The sequence below is a fragment of the Agromyces binzhouensis genome, from assembly GCF_004135055.1.
GTDB classification, from domain to species: Bacteria; Actinomycetota; Actinomycetes; order Actinomycetales; family Microbacteriaceae; genus Agromyces; species Agromyces binzhouensis.
Genome location: NZ_SDPL01000022.1, coordinates 1 through 17,244 on the forward strand (window position 1 = coordinate 1; position 17,244 = coordinate 17,244).

General features: G+C 69.5%; 19 protein-coding genes. 15 read left to right on the forward strand and 4 right to left on the reverse strand.

The features are described from left to right. Window positions 1-138 precede the first annotated feature (138 nt). The 12 genes from ESO86_RS02685 (at window position 139) to ESO86_RS02740 (ending at window position 10,547) form a co-directional block, all read left to right on the forward strand. Window positions 139-1,431 carry an MraY family glycosyltransferase gene (locus tag ESO86_RS02685; RefSeq protein WP_129233355.1) on the forward strand — a complete coding sequence of 431 codons (1,293 nt, stop codon included), beginning with the start codon at window positions 139-141 and terminating at the stop codon, window positions 1,429-1,431. After that, window positions 1,428-1,907 (forward strand): Cg1360 family ATP-synthase-associated protein, encoded by a 480-nt coding sequence (locus ESO86_RS02690; RefSeq protein WP_129233356.1) that lies wholly within the window; start codon window positions 1,428-1,430, stop codon window positions 1,905-1,907. The genes ESO86_RS02685 and ESO86_RS02690 overlap by 4 nt, the downstream gene beginning before the upstream one ends. Before the next feature lie 355 nt (window positions 1,908-2,262). Then, the gene (gene atpB / locus ESO86_RS02695; RefSeq protein WP_129233357.1) at window positions 2,263-3,060 is read left to right on the forward strand and encodes a F0F1 ATP synthase subunit A; all 798 of its coding nucleotides are present in this window, start codon (window positions 2,263-2,265) and stop codon (window positions 3,058-3,060) included. 45 nt (window positions 3,061-3,105) lie between these two features. Beyond that, the gene (atpE, locus tag ESO86_RS02700; RefSeq protein WP_022888426.1) at window positions 3,106-3,339 is read left to right on the forward strand and encodes an ATP synthase F0 subunit C; all 234 of its coding nucleotides are present in this window, start codon (window positions 3,106-3,108) and stop codon (window positions 3,337-3,339) included. A gap of 28 nt (window positions 3,340-3,367) precedes the next feature. Further along, window positions 3,368-3,931, forward strand: coding sequence for a F0F1 ATP synthase subunit B (locus ESO86_RS02705; protein WP_129233358.1), 564 nt, complete (start codon window positions 3,368-3,370; stop codon window positions 3,929-3,931). 3 nt (window positions 3,932-3,934) lie between these two features. Next, window positions 3,935-4,726: a F0F1 ATP synthase subunit delta gene (locus tag ESO86_RS02710; RefSeq protein ID WP_129233359.1), complete on the forward strand. Its 792-nt coding sequence runs from the start codon at window positions 3,935-3,937 to the stop codon at window positions 4,724-4,726. A 97-nt stretch (window positions 4,727-4,823) separates the two neighbouring features. Beyond that, window positions 4,824-6,461: a F0F1 ATP synthase subunit alpha gene (gene atpA, locus ESO86_RS02715; RefSeq protein ID WP_129233360.1), complete on the forward strand. Its 1,638-nt coding sequence runs from the start codon at window positions 4,824-4,826 to the stop codon at window positions 6,459-6,461. Between the two features lie 88 nt (window positions 6,462-6,549). Then, on the forward strand, window positions 6,550-7,458 hold the full coding sequence (locus tag ESO86_RS02720; protein ID WP_129233361.1) for a F0F1 ATP synthase subunit gamma: 909 nt from the start codon (window positions 6,550-6,552) through the stop codon (window positions 7,456-7,458). 27 nt (window positions 7,459-7,485) lie between these two features. Continuing rightward, window positions 7,486-8,943: a F0F1 ATP synthase subunit beta gene (atpD, locus tag ESO86_RS02725; RefSeq protein WP_129233362.1), complete on the forward strand. Its 1,458-nt coding sequence runs from the start codon at window positions 7,486-7,488 to the stop codon at window positions 8,941-8,943. 2 nt (window positions 8,944-8,945) lie between these two features. Continuing rightward, window positions 8,946-9,206, forward strand: a complete 261-nt coding sequence (locus tag ESO86_RS02730; RefSeq protein WP_129233363.1) for a F0F1 ATP synthase subunit epsilon — start codon at window positions 8,946-8,948, stop codon at window positions 9,204-9,206. A 10-nt stretch (window positions 9,207-9,216) separates the two neighbouring features. Next, a complete protein-coding gene (locus ESO86_RS02735; protein ID WP_129233364.1) occupies window positions 9,217-9,789 on the forward strand; it encodes a P-loop nucleotide/nucleoside kinase family protein in 573 nt (190 codons plus the stop codon). Further along, complete coding sequence (locus tag ESO86_RS02740) at window positions 9,789-10,547, forward strand: YaaA family protein (RefSeq protein WP_129233365.1); 759 nt, start codon at window positions 9,789-9,791, stop codon at window positions 10,545-10,547. The genes ESO86_RS02735 and ESO86_RS02740 overlap by 1 nt, the downstream gene beginning before the upstream one ends. A 13-nt stretch (window positions 10,548-10,560) precedes the next feature. Here the strand turns inward: ESO86_RS02740 and ESO86_RS02745 are convergent, their stop codons facing one another. Both ESO86_RS02745 and ESO86_RS02750 read right to left on the reverse strand, forming a co-directional pair. Beyond that, window positions 10,561-11,202 (reverse strand): DNA-3-methyladenine glycosylase I, encoded by a 642-nt coding sequence (locus ESO86_RS02745; RefSeq protein WP_129233366.1) that lies wholly within the window; start codon window positions 11,200-11,202, stop codon window positions 10,561-10,563. Continuing rightward, window positions 11,199-11,690: a methylated-DNA--[protein]-cysteine S-methyltransferase gene (locus ESO86_RS02750; RefSeq protein WP_129233367.1), complete on the reverse strand. Its 492-nt coding sequence runs from the start codon at window positions 11,688-11,690 to the stop codon at window positions 11,199-11,201. The genes ESO86_RS02745 and ESO86_RS02750 overlap by 4 nt, the downstream gene beginning before the upstream one ends. 200 nt (window positions 11,691-11,890) lie before the next feature. On the opposite strand from ESO86_RS02750, the gene ESO86_RS02755 reads away from it, so the two are divergent. After that, window positions 11,891-13,141: a DUF4192 family protein gene (locus tag ESO86_RS02755; protein WP_129233368.1), complete on the forward strand. Its 1,251-nt coding sequence runs from the start codon at window positions 11,891-11,893 to the stop codon at window positions 13,139-13,141. 76 nt (window positions 13,142-13,217) lie between these two features. On the opposite strand, the gene ESO86_RS02760 is transcribed toward ESO86_RS02755, so the two are convergent. Beyond that, window positions 13,218-14,633: an aspartate aminotransferase family protein gene (locus ESO86_RS02760; RefSeq protein WP_129233369.1), complete on the reverse strand. Its 1,416-nt coding sequence runs from the start codon at window positions 14,631-14,633 to the stop codon at window positions 13,218-13,220. 28 nt (window positions 14,634-14,661) lie between these two features. Then, window positions 14,662-15,144 carry an Lrp/AsnC family transcriptional regulator gene (locus ESO86_RS02765; protein ID WP_129233371.1) on the reverse strand — a complete coding sequence of 161 codons (483 nt, stop codon included), beginning with the start codon at window positions 15,142-15,144 and terminating at the stop codon, window positions 14,662-14,664. Window positions 15,145-15,356: 212 nt separating this feature from the next. Between ESO86_RS02765 and ESO86_RS02770 the strand changes: the two genes are divergently transcribed. Together ESO86_RS02770 and ESO86_RS02775 are read left to right on the forward strand one after the other, a co-directional pair. Beyond that, window positions 15,357-16,787: an aminobutyraldehyde dehydrogenase gene (locus tag ESO86_RS02770; RefSeq protein ID WP_129233370.1), complete on the forward strand. Its 1,431-nt coding sequence runs from the start codon at window positions 15,357-15,359 to the stop codon at window positions 16,785-16,787. A gap of 29 nt (window positions 16,788-16,816) precedes the next feature. Further along, a partial coding sequence (locus tag ESO86_RS02775; RefSeq protein ID WP_165307249.1) for a hypothetical protein occupies window positions 16,817-17,244 on the forward strand: 428 nt, incomplete at its 3' end.

Genomic DNA, 17,244 nt, shown 5'->3' on the forward strand with positions numbered 1-17,244 from the left:
CGAGGCGCCCGATGCGCCGGCGGCGGGCGACGCGCCCGACTCGGGCGACGCGTCCGACGCGACGGACCCGGTCGACGCGCCCGAGGCATCCGTCGACGCGACGGCGGCCCCGACCGACCGGGCGGATCCCGCCGCGTCATGACCCTCTTCGTCCTGCTCGCGCTCGTCACGGCGGTCGTCACGTTCGCCGGCTCGCTGGTGGTCTGGAAGCTGAGCCTGAAGTACCGGCTCTACCCGAAGATCCGCGAGCGCGACGTGCACACCCGGCCGACGCCGCGGCTCGGCGGCATCGCGATGTTCCTCGGCATCCTCGTCGGGTTCGCCGCGGCGGCCTGGATCTCGTCGCTCGGCATCGCCCGCTTCGCGAACCTGCAGATCGTGTTCCAGGATCCGTTCCAGGTGCTCGCGATCCTGCTCGCGGCGGGCCTCATCGTGGCGATCGGCGTCGCCGACGACATCTGGGACCTCGACTGGCTGACCAAGCTCGCCGGCCAGTTCATCGCCGCCGGCGTGATCGCCTGGCAGGGCGTGTCGATCGTCTCGCTGCCGATCGGCGCACCCGACGGCGGCATCACCGTGGGCTCGTCGTGGATGAGCGCGACGGTGACGGTCTTCACGATCGTGCTGGTCATGAACGCGATCAACTTCATCGACGGGCTCGACGGGCTCGTGGCGGGGGTCGCCCTCATCTCGAGCGGCGTGTTCTTCCTGTACTCGTACCTGCTCGTGCAGCAGACCTCGCCGACCAACTACTTCAACCTCGCATCGCTGCTCGCCGTGGTGGTCGTGGGCGCGTGCGCCGGCTTCCTGCCGCTGAACTGGCACCGCGCGAAGCTCTTCATGGGCGACGCCGGCGCGCTCCTCGTGGGGCTGCTCATGGCGACCTCGGCGATCGCGGTCACCGGGCAGGTCGACCCGTCGCAGCTCGGCACCGATGAGCTGTTCCCGGCATTCATCCCCATCATCATCCCGTTCGCCGTGCTGCTGATCCCGCTGCTCGACTTCGGGCTCGCGGTCGTCCGGCGCCTGCGCGCGGGCAAGTCGCCGTTCGCCGCCGACCGGAAGCACCTGCACCACCGCCTGCTCGACATGGGTCACTCCCACCTGCACGCGGTGCTCATCTTCTACGGCTGGACCGCGGTGGCCTCGTTCGGGTGCCTCCTCGCCTTCGTGCTGCCCGTCTACTTCGGCGTGGACTCGGGCTGGGCGTTCCTGTTCATCGGCGTCGGCTTCGTGGTCCTGGCCGCACTCACCCTGGCGCCCCTCGGCCGGCGCAAGCGCCAGACCGTGGCGGCAGAGGCGGATGCCGCGGGCATCACCTCGACGTCCGGCTTCGACGAGCTCGCCGCGACGGACCCCCGCAACGACGCCGACCCCCGACCCGTCCCCGATCGCCCAGCCCAGGGCGACCACCCCACAGGAGCCCGATGACCACCGCACCACGCGACCCCGCAGACCGCACGCCGACCTCCAACCCGGTCCTGCGCCGCGCCCTCTTCTGGGGCGGTGCGATCGCCGCCGCCATCGCCGTCGTCGGCGGCATCCTCGGTTTCGCGTTCGCAGGCACCGAGGGGCTCGTGAGCGCGCTGCTCGGCACGCTCCTCGCCGTGGCGTTCATGGGGATCACCGGGGCGAGCATCCTCCTCGCCAACCGCTTCGCAGGCTCCGACCTGTTCGTCGGCGCCTTCTTCGGCATCGTGCTCGGAGGATGGCTCCTGAAGTTCATCGTGTTCATCGTGCTCGTGGTGCTGCTGCGCGGTGTGGACTGGCTCGACCCCGTCGTGCTCTTCCTGTCGATCGTGGCGGGCGTGATCGGCTCGCTCGTGGTCGACGTCCTCGTCGTGGCGCGCTCCCGGCTGCCGTACGCGAGCGACGCGCAACTGCCGCCACCGCCGTCCGACGACTGACCGGAACGCCGCCCCGCGGGGCGGCGTTCCGCGTTCCGGGGGTCCGTACCGCGCCGCGTTCCCGGGGGCGGGCTCACGTCCGGAGCGGGGCCGTGGGGGAGCGTGGCGGCGCTGCATCCGCGGTGGCACGCGTCGTGGCATCCGTCGTGGCATGCGCCGATCGGCATGCTGGCCGGTCGGCGGCGACTTCTACGACGTGTGGCGATTCGGCGGAGCGCCGAAGTCTTGCTACAGTAGGGGCGATCCCCCACGGTTCCGCCCTGCTCAGGCATGGGCACGAACCGTTTCCATGTTCGTCGACGCGAGAGCCCAGCTCCACGCCCCGAAACAGGAGATAGCGCTGCTAGCGAACGCTGTGAACCTGCTGGTTCCGATTTCAACCGATGATGGTGAATTCCACGGGCCGTCGATCGAGGAGTTCTTCCCCGGCGCCCTCCTCTTCGAGGGCACGCCCTTCGAGATCAACCGCATCATGCTCGTCCGCTTCATCGCGGTCGCGGCGCTGCTGCTGATCTTCTGGCTCGGCACGCGAAGCATGCGCATCGTCCCGGGCCGATTCCAGAGCATCGTCGAGATGGGCCTGGACTTCATCCGCGTCGGCGTGGCCGACGACCTGCTCGGCAAGAAGGACGGCAAGCGGTTCCTGCCGATCCTGACGTCCATCTTCTTCATGGTGCTGTTCATGAACATCACCGGCATCATCCCGGGCCTGAACATCGCGGGCACGTCGGTCATCGGCGTCCCGCTCGTGCTCGCGATCGTGTCGTACGTCACGTTCATCTATGCCGGCATCAAGCAGAGCCCCAAGAACTTCTTCAAGAACTCGCTCTTCCCCTCGGGCGTGCCGTGGCCGGTGTACATCATCGTCACGCCGATCGAGCTCATCTCGACGTTCGTCATCCGCCCCGTCACGCTGACGCTGCGACTCATGATGAACATGATCGTCGGCCACCTCCTGCTCGTGCTCTTCTTCGCGGCGACGCAGTTCTTCATCTTCAACCTCGGCGGCTGGTACACCCTGCTCGGCGTCGGAACGCTGGCCTTCGGCTTCGTGTTCACGCTGTTCGAGATCCTCGTCGCCGTCCTGCAGGCCTACGTCTTCACGCTCCTCACCGCGGTCTACATCCAGCTCGCGGTGGCGGAGGAGCACTGAGCCAGGGCGCCCGCCCGATCACACCCCAAGAAAGGAAACCCCAACGTGGACGCAACCACCGTTCTCGCTGAGATCAACGGCAACATCGCGACGGTCGGCTACGGCCTCGCCGCCATCGGCCCCGCCATCGGCGTCGGCATCGTCGTCGGCAAGACCATCGAGGGCGTGGCTCGTCAGCCCGAGCTCGCCGGCCGCCTGCAGGTGCTGATGTGGATCGGTATCGCCTTCACCGAGGCGCTCGCCTTCATCGGTATCGCGACCTACTTCATCTTCGTCTGATCGTCCCGTCCCAACTGAGGAGGCCAACGTGCTTCATGCAGTGCTGAGAGCTGCAACCGAGGGCGAGACTCAAAACCCGGTGCTTCCGGCGACCTACGACATCGTCTGGTCGGCGGTCTGCTTCGCCATCATCCTCGTCTTCTTCTGGCTGTACGCGCTTCCGCGCATGCAGAAGCTGCTCGACGAGCGCGCCGAGGCGATCGAGGGCAACATCGCGAAGGCCGACGAGGCCCAGCGCAAGGCCGAGGCCGCCCTCGAGGAGTACACCGCCCAGCTCGCCGACGCGCGCGCCGAAGCGGGCAAGATCCGAGAGACCGCCCGCGAGGACGGCAAGAAGATCGTCGCCGAGGCCAAGGAGCAGGCGTCGACCGAGGTCGCCCGCATCAACGCGAGCGCGCAGGCGCAGATCGAGGCCGAGCGCCAGTCGGCCCTGGTGTCGCTGCGATCCGAGGTGGGCACCATCGCCATCGACCTCGCATCGGGCGTCGTCGGCGAGTCGCTCTCCGACGATGCCAAGGCCAAGGCCGTCGTCGACCGCTTCCTCGCCGACCTCGAGGCGTCCGAGCAGGCCGCCGCAGGGGGGAAGAAGTAGTCCATGGGCAGCGCAACGAGAGAGGCCCTGGCCGGCACGCGAGCCGAGCTCGCGGCGCTCGGCCGGGCCGAGCTCCCGGTGGCCGGCGACCTCCTCGCCGCGACCCGGGTGATCGCGGCCACGCCGCAGCTGCGGACCGCCCTCACCGACAACGAGGCCGACCTGGCCCAGAAGACCGAGCTCGTGCAGCGGGTCTTCGGCGGCAGGGTGGCTCCGGCCACGGCGTCGTTGCTCGTGAGCGCGGCGTCGCAGCGGTGGTCCTCCGCAGCCGACTTCCTCGACGGACTCGAGGAGCTCGGCTTCCGGGTGGCCGCGGACGCCGCGGGTGAGGTGGAGGTCGACGGCGAGCTGTACGCGTTCCAGCGCACGGTCGCGTCCGACGCCGAGCTCGAACTGGCCCTCGGGTCCAAGCTCGGTTCCCCCGAGGCGAAGGTCGCGCTCGTCGAGCGGCTGCTCGGCTCGAAGGCGGCACCGGCGACGACGCTGATCGTCCGTCACCTCGTGCAGTCCCCCCGTGGCCGTCGAATCGGAGAGATGCTGCGCCACGCGGCATCCGTCCTCGCCGACCAGCGCGGATTCGACGTCGCCACGGTGACCTCGGCCGCACCCTTGAACGACGACCAGATCGCCCGCCTCGAGCGCACGCTCGGGGCCCAGGCCGGCCGCCGCATCCGCTTCGACGCCATCGTGGACCCCGCCGTCCTCGGCGGCGTCCGGGTGCAGATCGGCGACGACGTCATCGACGGCAGCGTCGCCAGCCGCCTCAGCGACTTGAGGCAGAAGCTCGCCGGCTGACGCCGGCCGACAACGACCGGCGTGCTGCGCCGCGACACATCAGTAGCTGTACAAGCGGTACAGAACAGGGCCTGGCCCTTCAGAAAAGGAAATGGCAATGGCAGAACTCTCCATCAGCCCCGACGAGATCCGTTCGGCTCTCTCGGAGTTCGCCCGCGACTACGAGCCGGGCGCGGCGCAGAAGACCGAGGTCGGGTACGTGACCGACGCGGCCGACGGCATCGCCCACGTCGAGGGCCTGCCCTCGGTCATGGCGAACGAGCTCATCCGCTTCGCGGACGGCACGCTCGGCCTCGCGCTGAACCTCGACGAGGACGAGATCGGTGTCGTCGTGCTCGGCGAGTTCACCGGCATCGAGGAGGGCATGGAGGTGACCCGCACGGGCGAGGTGCTCTCGGTGCCCGTGGGCGAGGGCTACCTCGGCCGTGTCGTCGACCCCCTCGGCGCACCGATCGACGGTCTCGGCGAGATCGCGACCGACGGTCGCCGCGCGCTCGAGCTCCAGGCGCCGGGCGTCATGCAGCGCAAGTCGGTGCACGAGCCGCTGCAGACCGGCATCAAGGCGATCGACGCGATGATCCCGGTCGGCCGCGGCCAGCGCCAGCTCATCATCGGCGACCGCCAGACCGGCAAGACCGCGATCGCGATCGACACGATCATCAACCAGAAGGCGAACTGGGAGTCGGGCGACCCGACCAAGCAGGTCCGCTGCATCTACGTCGCGATCGGCCAGAAGGGCTCGACCATCGCCTCGGTCAAGGGCGCCCTCGAGGACGCCGGCGCGATGGAGTACACGACCATCGTCGCGGCCCCCGCCTCGGACCCGGCCGGCTTCAAGTACCTCGCCCCGTACACCGGCTCGGCCATCGGCCAGCACTGGATGTACGCCGGCAAGCACGTCCTGATCATCTTCGACGACCTGTCGAAGCAGGCCGAGGCCTACCGCGCCGTGTCGCTGCTCCTCCGCCGCCCGCCGGGCCGCGAGGCGTACCCGGGTGACGTCTTCTACCTGCACTCCCGCCTGCTCGAGCGCTGCGCCAAGCTCTCGGACGAGCTGGGCGCCGGCTCGATGACCGGTCTTCCGATCATCGAGACCAAGGCCAACGACGTCTCGGCCTACATCCCGACCAACGTGATCTCGATCACCGACGGCCAGATCTTCCTCCAGTCCGACCTGTTCAACTCGAACCAGCGTCCGGCGGTCGACGTCGGCATCTCGGTCTCCCGAGTCGGCGGCGACGCGCAGGTCAAGTCGATCAAGAAGGTCTCGGGCACGCTGAAGCTCGAGCTGGCGCAGTACCGCTCGCTCGAGGCGTTCGCGATGTTCGCATCCGACCTCGATGCGGCCAGCCGCCGCCAGCTCGAGCGCGGCGCGCGCCTGACCGAGCTGCTCAAGCAGCCGCAGTACTCGCCGTACCCGGTGGAGGAGCAGGTCGTCTCGATCTGGGCCGGCACCAACGGCAAGCTCGACGAGGTCCCCGTCGAGGACATCCTGCGCTTCGAGCGCGAGTTCCTCGACTACCTCGGCCGCAACACGTCGGTGCTCTCGGACCTCCGCGAGTCCAACGTCCTCTCCGACGAGACGGTCGCGACCCTCGAGTCCGAGGTCGACAACTTCAAGCTCGAGTTCCAGACCGGCGAGGGCAAGCCGCTCGCCTCGGTCGGCAGCGAGAAGTTCGAGGCGATCGACGAGGAAGAGGTCGGCCAGGAGAAGATCGTCAAGGGTCGTCGCTAGTCGTTTCCGCCGTCCCTGAGGCTCTCGGGGACGGGCCATCGGCCGCACCGAGAGCCTCAGGAACAGGAAGCCAGGACACAGGAGAAACATGGGAGCGCAGCTTCGGGTCTACCGCCAGAAGATCAAGTCGGCGCAGACGACCAAGAAGATCACGCGAGCGATGGAGCTCATCTCCGCTTCGCGGATCCAGAAGGCGCAGGCGCGCGTCGCCGCGTCGACGCCGTATTCCGACGCGATCACGCGCGCGGTGTCCGCGGTGGCGAGCTACTCGAACGTCTCGCACGTGCTCACGACCGAGCCCGAGCGGGTCGACCGCGCCGCGATCGTGATCTTCACCTCGGATCGCGGTCTCGCGGGTGCGTTCAACTCGCAGGTCCTGCGTGAGTCGGAGGAGCTCGCCGAGCTCCTCCGCAGCCAGGGCAAGGAGGTCGTGTACTTCCTCATCGGCCGCAAGTCGGTCGGGTACTTCTCGTTCCGCCGCCGCGACTACGAGCGCAGCTGGATCGGCGGCACCGACAACCCCGAGTTCGACACGGCCAAGGAGGTCGCGGACGCCGTCCTCGAGGCCTTCCTCCGCGACAGCGCCGACGGGGGCGTCGACGAGATCCACATCGTCTACAACCGGTTCGTCAGCCGCATCACGCAGGTTCCGGTCGTCACGCGACTGCTGCCGCTCGAGGTCGTCGAGGCGGAGGAGGAGGCCGCGCCCTCGGGCAAGGTGGAGGTCTTCCCCCTCTACGAGTTCGAGCCCGACGCCGAGACCGTCCTCGACGGACTGCTCCCGGTGTACATCGAGAGCCGCATCTTCAACGCCATGCTGCAGTCGGCCGCCGCGAAGCACGCGGCCACGCAGAAGGCGATGAAGTCGGCCACCGACAACGCCGACAAGCTGATCACGGACTACACGCGACTGGCCAACGAGGCCCGCCAGTCCGAGATCACGCAGCAGATCGCAGAAATCGTGGGTGGAGCGGACGCGCTCTCCTCCTCGAAGTAGCCAAGATTCAGCCAGAAGGAAGAGAACATGACTGACACCGCAACCGCGCCAGTCCAGGACAAGACGGGCGCCGTGGGCCGCATCGCCCGCGTGACCGGCCCCGTCGTCGACATCGAGTTCCCGCACGACTCGATCCCCGAGATCTACAACGCCCTCACGACGACCATCACGATCGGCGAGGACACGACGAAGCTGACGCTCGAGGTCGCCCAGCACCTCGGCGACGACGTCGTCCGTGCCATCGCCCTGAAGCCGACCGATGGCCTCGTCCGCGGCCAGGAGGTGCACGACACCGGTGCGCCGATCTCCGTGCCCGTCGGCGACGTGACCAAGGGCAAGGTCTTCAACGTGATCGGCGAGGTGCTGAACGGCGAGCCCGGCGAGACGATCGAGATCACCGAGCGCTGGCCGATCCACCGCAAGCCGCCGAGCTTCGACCAGCTCGAGTCCAAGACCCAGCTCTTCGAGACCGGCATCAAGGTCATCGACCTCCTCACCCCGTACGTGCAGGGCGGCAAGATCGGCCTGTTCGGCGGTGCGGGCGTCGGCAAGACGGTCCTCATCCAGGAGATGATCCAGCGCGTCGCGCAGGACCACGGCGGCGTTTCGGTGTTCGCCGGCGTCGGCGAGCGGACGCGTGAAGGCAACGACCTCATCCACGAGATGGAGGAGGCGGGCGTCTTCGACAAGACCGCCCTCGTCTTCGGGCAGATGGACGAGCCCCCGGGGACGCGTCTGCGCGTCGCCCTCTCGGCGCTGACCATGGCGGAGTACTTCCGCGACGTGCAGAAGCAGGACGTGCTCCTCTTCATCGACAACATCTTCCGCTTCACGCAGGCGGGTTCCGAGGTGTCGACGCTGCTCGGTCGCATGCCGTCGGCGGTGGGCTACCAGCCCAACCTGGCCGACGAGATGGGCGTCCTGCAGGAGCGCATCACCTCGACGCGCGGTCACTCGATCACCTCGCTCCAGGCGATCTACGTCCCTGCCGACGACTACACCGACCCCGCGCCGGCGACGACGTTCGCGCACCTCGATGCGACGACCGAGCTCTCGCGCGAGATCGCGTCGAAGGGTCTCTACCCCGCGGTCGACCCGCTGACCTCGACGTCGCGCATCCTCGACCCCCGGTACCTGGGCGAGGACCACTACCGCGTGGCGACGACCGTCAAGCAGATCCTCCAGAAGAACAAGGAGCTGCAGGAGATCATCGCGATCCTCGGTGTCGACGAGCTCTCCGAGGAGGACAAGATCACGGTGTCGCGCGCGCGCCGCATCCAGCAGTTCCTCTCGCAGAACACCTACATGGCGAAGAAGTTCACGGGTGTCGAGGGTTCGACGGTTCCGCTCAAGGACACCATCGAGTCGTTCGACGCGATCGCCCGTGGTGACTTCGACCACGTCGCCGAGCAGGCGTTCTTCAACGTCGGCCCGATCTCCGACGTCGAGGAGAAGTGGGCGCAGATCCAGAAGGAGAACGGCTGACCATGGCCGCCCTCAACGTGAGCGTCGTCGCGGCCGACCAGGAAGTCTGGGCGGGCGAGGCGAGCATGGTGGTGGCGCGCACCGTCGAAGGCGAGATCGGCATCCTGCCGGGTCACGAGCCGATGCTCGCGATCCTCGCCGGCGGCGAGGTGCGCGTCACCCTGCCCGGCGGCGAGAAGATCACCGCGACCGCGGAGGACGGGTTCCTCTCGGTGCAGTCCGACGCGGTGCAGGTCGTCGCGTCGCGCGCCGCCCTCGCCTGAGGGAGCGCGGATGCAGGGGGAGCAGTCGTTCGACCGTCAGTTCGGTGACCTGAGCGTCACGCAGCTGATCGTCATGGCCGGGCTGCCGGGAGCGGGCAAGTCGACGATCGGTGAGATCGTCGGCGCCCGCCTCGGCGCCACGGTCGTGTCCGTCGATCCGATCGAGTCCGCGATCCTGCGGGCGGGCATCGACGCCGACCAGCCGACGGGACTGGCCGCCTACCTGGTCGCAGAGCAGATCGCGGAGAAGGAACTCGATTCCGGCCGCACCGTGATCGTCGATGCCGTGAACGCGGCCGAGTCGGCACGTCTGCAGTGGCGGGACCTGGCTGAGCGCGCCGAGGTGCCCCTCCGCGTCATCGAGGTCGTCTGCTCCGACGCATCCGTGCACAAGCAGCGACTCGAGAAGCGCGAGCGCAACCTTCCGCACCTCGATGAGACCACCTGGCGTGCCGTCGAGCAGAGCCTCGACGGGTATGCGCCGTGGACGGGCCCGTCCTCCGCCCTCCCTCGGGTGACCATCGACAGCGTGGAGGCGCTCGGCGTGAACGTCGAGGCCGCGCTGGCCTTCATCGCCGAGTAGTGCTCCTCCTGCTGCCGCCCTCCGAGACCAAGCGCGACGGAGGCGATCCGATCGCACTGTCGCTGGACGCGCTCTCGTTTCCCTCACTCCGCGATGCGCGGCAGCGGGTGCTCACGGCGACGTCCGAGCTGGCGGCGGATGCCGACGCGATGATGCGCGCGCTGAAGCTCGGCCCACGGCAGGCCGCCGAGGTCGATCGCAACCGTCAGCTGTGGACCTCGCCCACCATGCCCGCGCTCGACCGGTACACCGGCGTGCTGTACGACGCCCTCGACGCCGCGAGCCTCGATCCTGCGGCCCGCGCGTACGCCGCCGAGCACGTCGCCGTGCACTCGGCGCTGTTCGGGATCGTCGGGGCCGCCGATCGCATCCCGGCCTACCGGCTCTCGCACGACTCGCGCCTCCCGGACCTGCGTCTGAAGGCGCAGTGGCGTGAACCGATCCGCGGGGTGCTCGCCGGGCACCCCGGACTCATCGTCGACCTCCGTTCGGAGGGGTACGTCGACCTCGGTCCCGCTCCCGTCCGAGCCGATTCGGTGTTCCTCCGCGTCGTGTCCGTCGATTCCGGCGGTCGCCGCCGGGCACTGAACCACTTCAACAAGCGGGCGAAGGGCAGCTTCACCCGTGCACTGCTGGAAGCGCGCCCCGCCCTGGAGACGCGCGATGACCTGATGGAGTGGTGCGCCGACGCCGGGTTCCGGCTCGAGCTCGGCGCCGAGCGGACTGCGGCACCCGTCGAGCTCGAGCTCGTCGCCTGATCACACTCGCCGATCAGACGCCGTCGGCGGCGAACGCTGACGGCGTGGCGTTCGACGCACCGGCTCCACCCTGCCCGGAGCGATGGCATCCGGCGAGGTGGTCGTCGACCATGCCCATCGCCTGCATGAGCGCGTACATCGTGGTCGGTCCGACGAAGCGGAAGCCGAGCGAGCGCAGGCGCCTGCTGAGCGCCGTCGACTCCGTGGTGGTCGCCGGCATCTCGGTGAAGCTGACGAGCGGCTCGGGGCGCGGCGGCGGCGCGAACCCCCACAGCAGATCGTCGAGCGTGCCGTCGAGGGCGAGTGTCGCTCGCGCGTTGGAGATCGTGGCCTCGATCTTGCCCCGATGGCGGATGATGCGAGCATCGCCCAGGAGTCGCTCGACGTCGCCCGCGTCCATGGCGGCGACGCGCTCGGGGTCGAACCCGTGGAAGACCTCGCGGAAGGCAGGACGCCGCCGCAGGATCGTGATCCACGAGAGACCCGCCTGGAAGCCCTCGAGGCAGAGCTTCTCGAACAGGACGTCGGAGTCGTGCTGGGGAGTGCCCCACTCCTCGTCGTGGTACCTGCGGTACTCGGGATCCGAGGCGCCCCACGCGCATCGCGCCAGTCCGTCATCGCCGACGACGACGTCGGGCCGGGCGGGCCCGGTCACGCCGCGAAGCCGATCTGCTCGTGCCCGAGCAGCCAGAGCTTCGTCGGGATCCCCTCGCCGCCCGAGTAGCCGGTGATCCGACCGTCGGACGCGAGCACGCGGTGGCAGCCGACGATGATCGGCATCGGGTTGGCGCCGACGGCGCCGCCGATGGCGCGGGCGGAGCCCGGACGACCGACGGCCGCCGCGAGGGCGCCGTAGGAGGTCGCCTCGCCCCACCCGAGGCGTTGGAGCTCGGCCCACACGGCGCGCTGAAACGGCGTGCCATCGAGCCGGACGGGGAGGTCGAAGCTCGTGCGCCGGCCGTCGAAGTACTCCTCGAGCTCGACACGTGCGGACTCGAGCAGGGGCGACGTGCGCTCCGGGAGGTCGTCATGCGGAAGCGCACCGTCGCGCTCGATCGCGAGCGAGGTGAGCGCTCGGTCGTCGGCCTGGAGCTCGATCCGCCCGATCGGGCTGGCGAGACGGATGAGATACGGGGAGTTCATGGTTCGAGGATAGGCGGGGCATCCGTCATCGACTGGCGGGAATCGGACACCGCAGGATCCGGAACGGAATGCGTCCATGTTGAGGACAGGTCCGCACGGGCGGACCGGAGCCGTCCTCCACATCCCCGCGGACGTCCTGTGGGTCACCGGGTCCGGAGACCGGCCTGCGGCATCGCCGGCACTCGCACGACGATGCCCGCATGACGACCATCATCCGCGCCGGCGCTGCGCACGACTTCCTCGCCCTCGTCCCCGTCCTCGCCGGCTACCGGCCGGCACGGTCGCTCGTGTGCGTCGCCTTCGACGGCAACCGCACGTCGGCGGTGCTCCGGTACGACCTGCCGGATCCCGCCCGGGCCGACGACGTCGTGGCATCGCTGCTCGGGACGCTCTGCCGGATCCCGAGCATCGACGGGATCGTCCCCATCGCGTACGGCGAGCGGCCGTTCGACGGAGCGGGCCTACCGCAGCGCGACATCCTCGAACGCGTCGTCGAACGTGCCGAGCGCGCCGGATTCGACGTCCGCGACGCGCTGACGGTCGCCCCGAACGGCTGGGGCTCGCTGTTCGACGCCCACCTTCCCGCCACGGGGCGGGCGCTCCGCCTCATCGAGGAGAGCGGAGCGGTCTCGGCGGCATCGAGGGAGGTGACGGAGCTCGCCGCGGGCATCGTCGACTCCGCCGTCGACCTCGTCCGCATCCCGGAGCCGACACCCGCACTCGCCGGGCGCATCCGCGAGCTCCTCGACGGGATGGACGGCCTCGTCGGGGCCGCGCGGGAGGCCACGCTCCGAGGTGTCGAAGACGCGCTGGGCGACGCCGTGGATCCGATCGTCCTCGTCGAACGGATCGTCGCTGCGCCCGGGCGCGGCACTGCCGAGGAGCTCGCCTGGCTCCTCGAGCTCGCCGCGCAGCCGGCCATCCGCGATGCGATCATGCTCCAGGCGGCATTCGGGCCGGTCGTCGGGGAACTCGCGCTGGACTCTGCGGACGAGGCGTGCCGGCACCCACGGGTGGCGCCCGTCCACGAATCGGTCGGCGGTGCCGCGCCGGACGCGCCGGGCGCGGACGGAAAGGAGTGCGGAGACGGCGTCCTGTCGAGGCTCATGCTCGGTCGTTCGACGATCCGACCCGATGCGGATCGGGTGCATGCGGTACTCGACGTCCTGGCCACCGCCATCGCCAACGCCCCGACCGGCCGCCGCACCGGTGCGCTCTGCATCGCGGCCTGGCTCTCATGGGCGCTCGGTCGTGGATCCGCGGCGGGCGCGTTCATCGACATCGCGCTCGCGGAGACTCCCGACCACACGATGGCCGGGCTCCTGCATCGCTTCCTCGCCCTCGGCGAGCTTCCCGAGTGGGCGTTCTCGGCCCCCGTTCCCGGGCCCGGCCCGACCTCGGTCGACGCCGTGCAGCGCGGGAACGCGGGGGCGCGACCGACGGGACGATGAAGCGCCCGGACCCCAGGGGTCCGGGCGCTTCATCGGGGCGGCTCGCTCACGACATCCGTCGCCGCGGCGCGGAGCGTCAGAGGCGGTTCGCCGCCTCGGTGAGCACGCCGCGAAGGATCTGCTCGATCTCGCGGAACTCGGCCGGGCCGATCGTCAGCGGAGGTGCGAGCTGGATGACGGGGTCGCCGCGGTCGTCGGCACGGCAGTACAGGCCCGCGTCGAAGAGCGCCTTGGAGAGGAACCCGCGGAGCAGCCGCTCCGACTCGTCGTCGTCGAAGGTCTCGCGCGTGGCCTTGTCCTTGACGAGCTCGATGCCGAAGAAGTACCCGTCGCCACGGACATCGCCGACGATCGGGATGTCGAGGAGCTTCTCGAGCTCCGCGCGGAACAGCGGCGAGTTCTCGCGCACGCGCTCGTTGAGCCGCTCCTCCTCGAAGATGTCCAGGTTCTCGAGTGCGACGGCCGCCGAGACCGGGTGACCACCGAAGGTGTACCCGTGGTAGAAGCTCGTCGTCCCCGTCTTGAAGGGCTCGTAGATCTTCTCCGAGACGATCGTCGCGCCGATGGGGGAGTAACCCGAGGTCATCGCCTTCGCGCACGTGATCATGTCGGGGACGTAGCCGTACGCGTCGCACGCGAACATGTGGCCGATGCGTCCGAACGCCGCGATGACCTCGTCGGAGACCATGAGCACGTCGTACTTGTCGCAGATCTCGCGCACCCGCTGGAAGTAGCCGGGAGGCGGCGGGAAGCATCCGCCGGAGTTCTGGATCGGCTCGAGGAAGACCGCTGCGACCGTCTCGGGACCCTCGAAGAGGATCATCTCCTCGATGCGGTCCGCCGCCCAGAGGCCGAACGCCTCGAGGTCGTCCGCCGGTCCGCCCATCTCCGCCGCGCGGTAGAAGTTGGTGTTCGGCACGCGGAACCCGCCGGGCGTGATCGGCTCGAACATCTGCTTCATGGCGGGGATGCCCGTGATCGCGAGGGCGCCCTGCGGCGTGCCGTGGTAGGCGACCGAGCGCGAGATGACCTTGTGCTTGGTCGGGATGCCGCGGAGCTTCCAGTAGTACTTCGCGAGCTTGAACGCCGTCTCGACGGCCTCGCCGCCGCCGGTGGAGAAGAACACCCGGTTGAGGTCGCCCGGCGCGTAGTCGGCGAGGCGGTCCGCGAGTTCGATCGCCGCGGGGTGGGCGTAGGACCAGATCGGGAAGAACGCGAGCTCCTCCGCCTGCTTGGCGGCGACCTCGGCCAGGCGGCGACGCCCGTGTCCGGCGTTCACGACGAAGAGGCCCGACAGTCCGTCGAAGTACTTCCTGCCCTGGGCGTCGAACACGTGGTGGCCCTCGCCGCGCGTGATGATGGGCACGCCGTGCTCCTCCATCGTGGACTGGCGCGCGAAGTGCATCCAGAGATGGTCCTTCGCCTTCTGCTGCAGCGCGGCGTCGTCGAAGCCGGCGGTGCCGAGTTGCGCAGGCGCGTCGAGGGTGGTCATCGGGATCTCCTTCCGGGCGACGCCGCAGTCAGCGGGTGCCCCAGTTGTAGAACTGCTTCTGCAGCTTCAGGTAGACGAACGTCTCCGTGGTCTGGACCCCGTCGAGGTTGCGGATGCGCGAGTTGAGCAGCGTGATGAGCTGGTCGTCGTCCTCGCAGACCACCTCGGCCAGCAGGTCGAAGCTGCCCGCGGTGAGCACCACGTAGTCGATCTCGGGGATGGCCGCGAGCTCCTCTGCGAGCACGCGGGTGTCGCCGGTGGCGCGGATGCCGATCATCGCCTGGCGGGTGAAGCCGAGCTGCATGGGGTCGGTCACGGCCACGATCTGCATCACGCCGGCCTCGGTGAGGCGCTGGACACGCTGGCGTACGGCCGCCTCGCTGAGTCCCACCGCCTTGCCGATGTCCGCGTAGGAACGCCGACCGTCGGCCTGGAGCTGTTCGATGATCGCCTTGGAGACGTCGTCGAGCTGCACCGGCCGGTGGTTCGTCGGGCGGTTCCCGTTCGTCATGCGTTCGATCATGACAGTGCTCGTATCGAATCACAAGCGATTCCGTCGATTCTGCAGGTGATCGCGACGGATTCCATCGTCTGAACGCTTCCCTTCGGACCGGTCCTGTGCGAGCATGGTCGGCACCCGCTCCCGACCTCGCCGGCGCGCCCTCGAGGCGCGCCCTCGAACCGGCGGAGCGGTCGCACACGACATCCGACGGAGGAAATCCCGTGACCGAGCTCCTGCGCAACTTCATCGGCGGCGCCTACGTCGACGCGCGCACCGATGAGACCCTCGACCTCGTCGACCCCGCGACCGAGGAGGTCTACGCGAGCGCGCCGATCTCGACCGCTGCCGACATCGACGCCGCCTACGCCGCCGCATCGTCCGCGTTCGAGCAGTGGGGCGAGACGACGCCGGCCGAGCGCCAGCTGGCGCTGTTCCGCATCGCCGATGCGATGGAGGAACGCGCGGAGGAGTTCGCCGACCTCGAGTCCCAGGACACCGGCAAGCCTCGAGCGACCCTGGTCGCCGACGAGATCCTGCAGTCGGTCGACCAGCTCCGGTTCTTCGGCGGCGCGGCCCGGAACCTCGAGGGCCGAGCGGCCGCCGAGTACCTCGCCGACCACACCTCGTTCGTCCGTCGCGAGCCGATCGGCGTGATCGGCCAGGTGGCGCCGTGGAACTACCCGCTGAACATGGCCGTGTGGAAGATCGCACCCGCGATCGCGGCCGGGAACACCGTCGTCCTGAAGCCCTCGGACACCACCCCGCTCGCGACGCTGAAGCTCGCCGAGGTCGCCGCCGAGTTCCTTCCGGCCGGAGTGCTCAACGTCGTGACCGGCGACCGCGCCACCGGTGCGGCCCTGCTCCAGCACGCGACCCCCGAGATGGTCGCCATCACCGGCTCGGTCCGCGCCGGCATGGAGGTCGCACGTGCCGCGGCATCCGACCTCAAGCGCGTCCACCTCGAACTCGGCGGCAAGGCGCCCGCGATCGTGTTCGACGACGTCGACCTCCAGTCGGCCGCCGAGGGAATCGTGTCGGCCGCGTACTTCAACGCCGGACAGGACTGCACGGCGGCGACCCGAGTGCTGGTGCACGAGTCCGTGCACGACGAGCTCGTCGCGGCCCTCGTCGAGCGCATCCGCACGAGCGCACGCACCGGCGGGCCCCGAGAGGACGGCGTGTTCTACGGGCCGCTCAACAACCCCACCCAGCTCGCCAACGTCTCCGGGTTCATCGACCGCCTGCCGGACCACGCCGACCTCGCCGTCGGCGGCCGGCGCCAGGGGGATCGCGGCTACTTCTGGGAGGCCACCGTCGTCACCGGCCTGCGCCAGGACGACGAGGCCGTGCAGCGCGAGATCTTCGGGCCGGTGCTGACCGTGCAGGCGTTCCGGGAGGAGCGCGATGCGCTCGCCATGGCGAACGGCGTCGACTACGCGCTCGCGGCGTCCGTGTGGACGCGCGACCACGGTCGGGCCATGCGGTTCGCCAAGCACCTCGACTTCGGCTGCGTGTGGATCAACACCCACATCCCGTTCGTCTCCGACATGCCGCACGGCGGATTCAAGCACTCCGGGTACGGCAAGGACCTCTCGCAGTACGGATTCGAGGACTACACGCGCCTGAAGCACGTCATGAGCTTCATCGGCTGAACCGGCCGCTCGATGCCAGACTGGACCCCATGGTCGATGGTGCGGTGCGCCGCCGGGACGAGCCCGGTTCCCCGGAGTGGGACGTCGTCGTGGGCTCCCGCTTCATCGCGGCGGTCGGGGCGCCTGCGCCGGACCGGGTCCTGACGCGGCTCGCCGAGTGCGCGGGCCGCGACCCGCTCGAGCTCGAGGAGCTCGTGGCCGGCATCCCGATGGGTGCGGGCGGCGTCGAGCACTTCGCGCTGGTCTGGTGGCCGGAGTCGGGCGACCCGATCACCGCGATCGTCCGCGGCGACGCCGTCATCGACCTCGCGTCGCCGGGCGGTGCCCGCCGACTCGATTCGCGCGGCATCACGCCGTGGCACCTCGCCGAGTTCACCGCCGTCACACGCCTGCGCGTCGCGGGTGCCGCATCGCCGCTCGACGAGGTGCGGCAGGCCGGCCTCCGCGGCACGCCCAT

Coding starts and splice junctions, on each gene's coding strand:
- ESO86_RS02685 (WP_129233355.1), top strand. CDS start 139: ATGACCCTCTTCGTCCTGCTCGCGCTCGTCACGGCGGTCGTCACGTTC.
- ESO86_RS02690 (WP_129233356.1), top strand. CDS start 1,428: ATGACCACCGCACCACGCGACCCCGCAGACCGCACGCCGACCTCCAAC.
- ESO86_RS02710 (WP_129233359.1), top strand. CDS start 3,935: ATGGGCAGCGCAACGAGAGAGGCCCTGGCCGGCACGCGAGCCGAGCTC.
- atpA (WP_129233360.1), top strand. CDS start 4,824: ATGGCAGAACTCTCCATCAGCCCCGACGAGATCCGTTCGGCTCTCTCG.
- ESO86_RS02720 (WP_129233361.1), top strand. CDS start 6,550: ATGGGAGCGCAGCTTCGGGTCTACCGCCAGAAGATCAAGTCGGCGCAG.
- atpD (WP_129233362.1), top strand. CDS start 7,486: ATGACTGACACCGCAACCGCGCCAGTCCAGGACAAGACGGGCGCCGTG.
- ESO86_RS02730 (WP_129233363.1), top strand. CDS start 8,946: ATGGCCGCCCTCAACGTGAGCGTCGTCGCGGCCGACCAGGAAGTCTGG.
- ESO86_RS02735 (WP_129233364.1), top strand. CDS start 9,217: ATGCAGGGGGAGCAGTCGTTCGACCGTCAGTTCGGTGACCTGAGCGTC.
- ESO86_RS02750 (WP_129233367.1), bottom strand. CDS start 11,690: ATGAACTCCCCGTATCTCATCCGTCTCGCCAGCCCGATCGGGCGGATC.
- ESO86_RS02755 (WP_129233368.1), top strand. CDS start 11,891: ATGACGACCATCATCCGCGCCGGCGCTGCGCACGACTTCCTCGCCCTC.
- ESO86_RS02760 (WP_129233369.1), bottom strand. CDS start 14,633: ATGACCACCCTCGACGCGCCTGCGCAACTCGGCACCGCCGGCTTCGAC.
- ESO86_RS02765 (WP_129233371.1), bottom strand. CDS start 15,144: ATGACGAACGGGAACCGCCCGACGAACCACCGGCCGGTGCAGCTCGAC.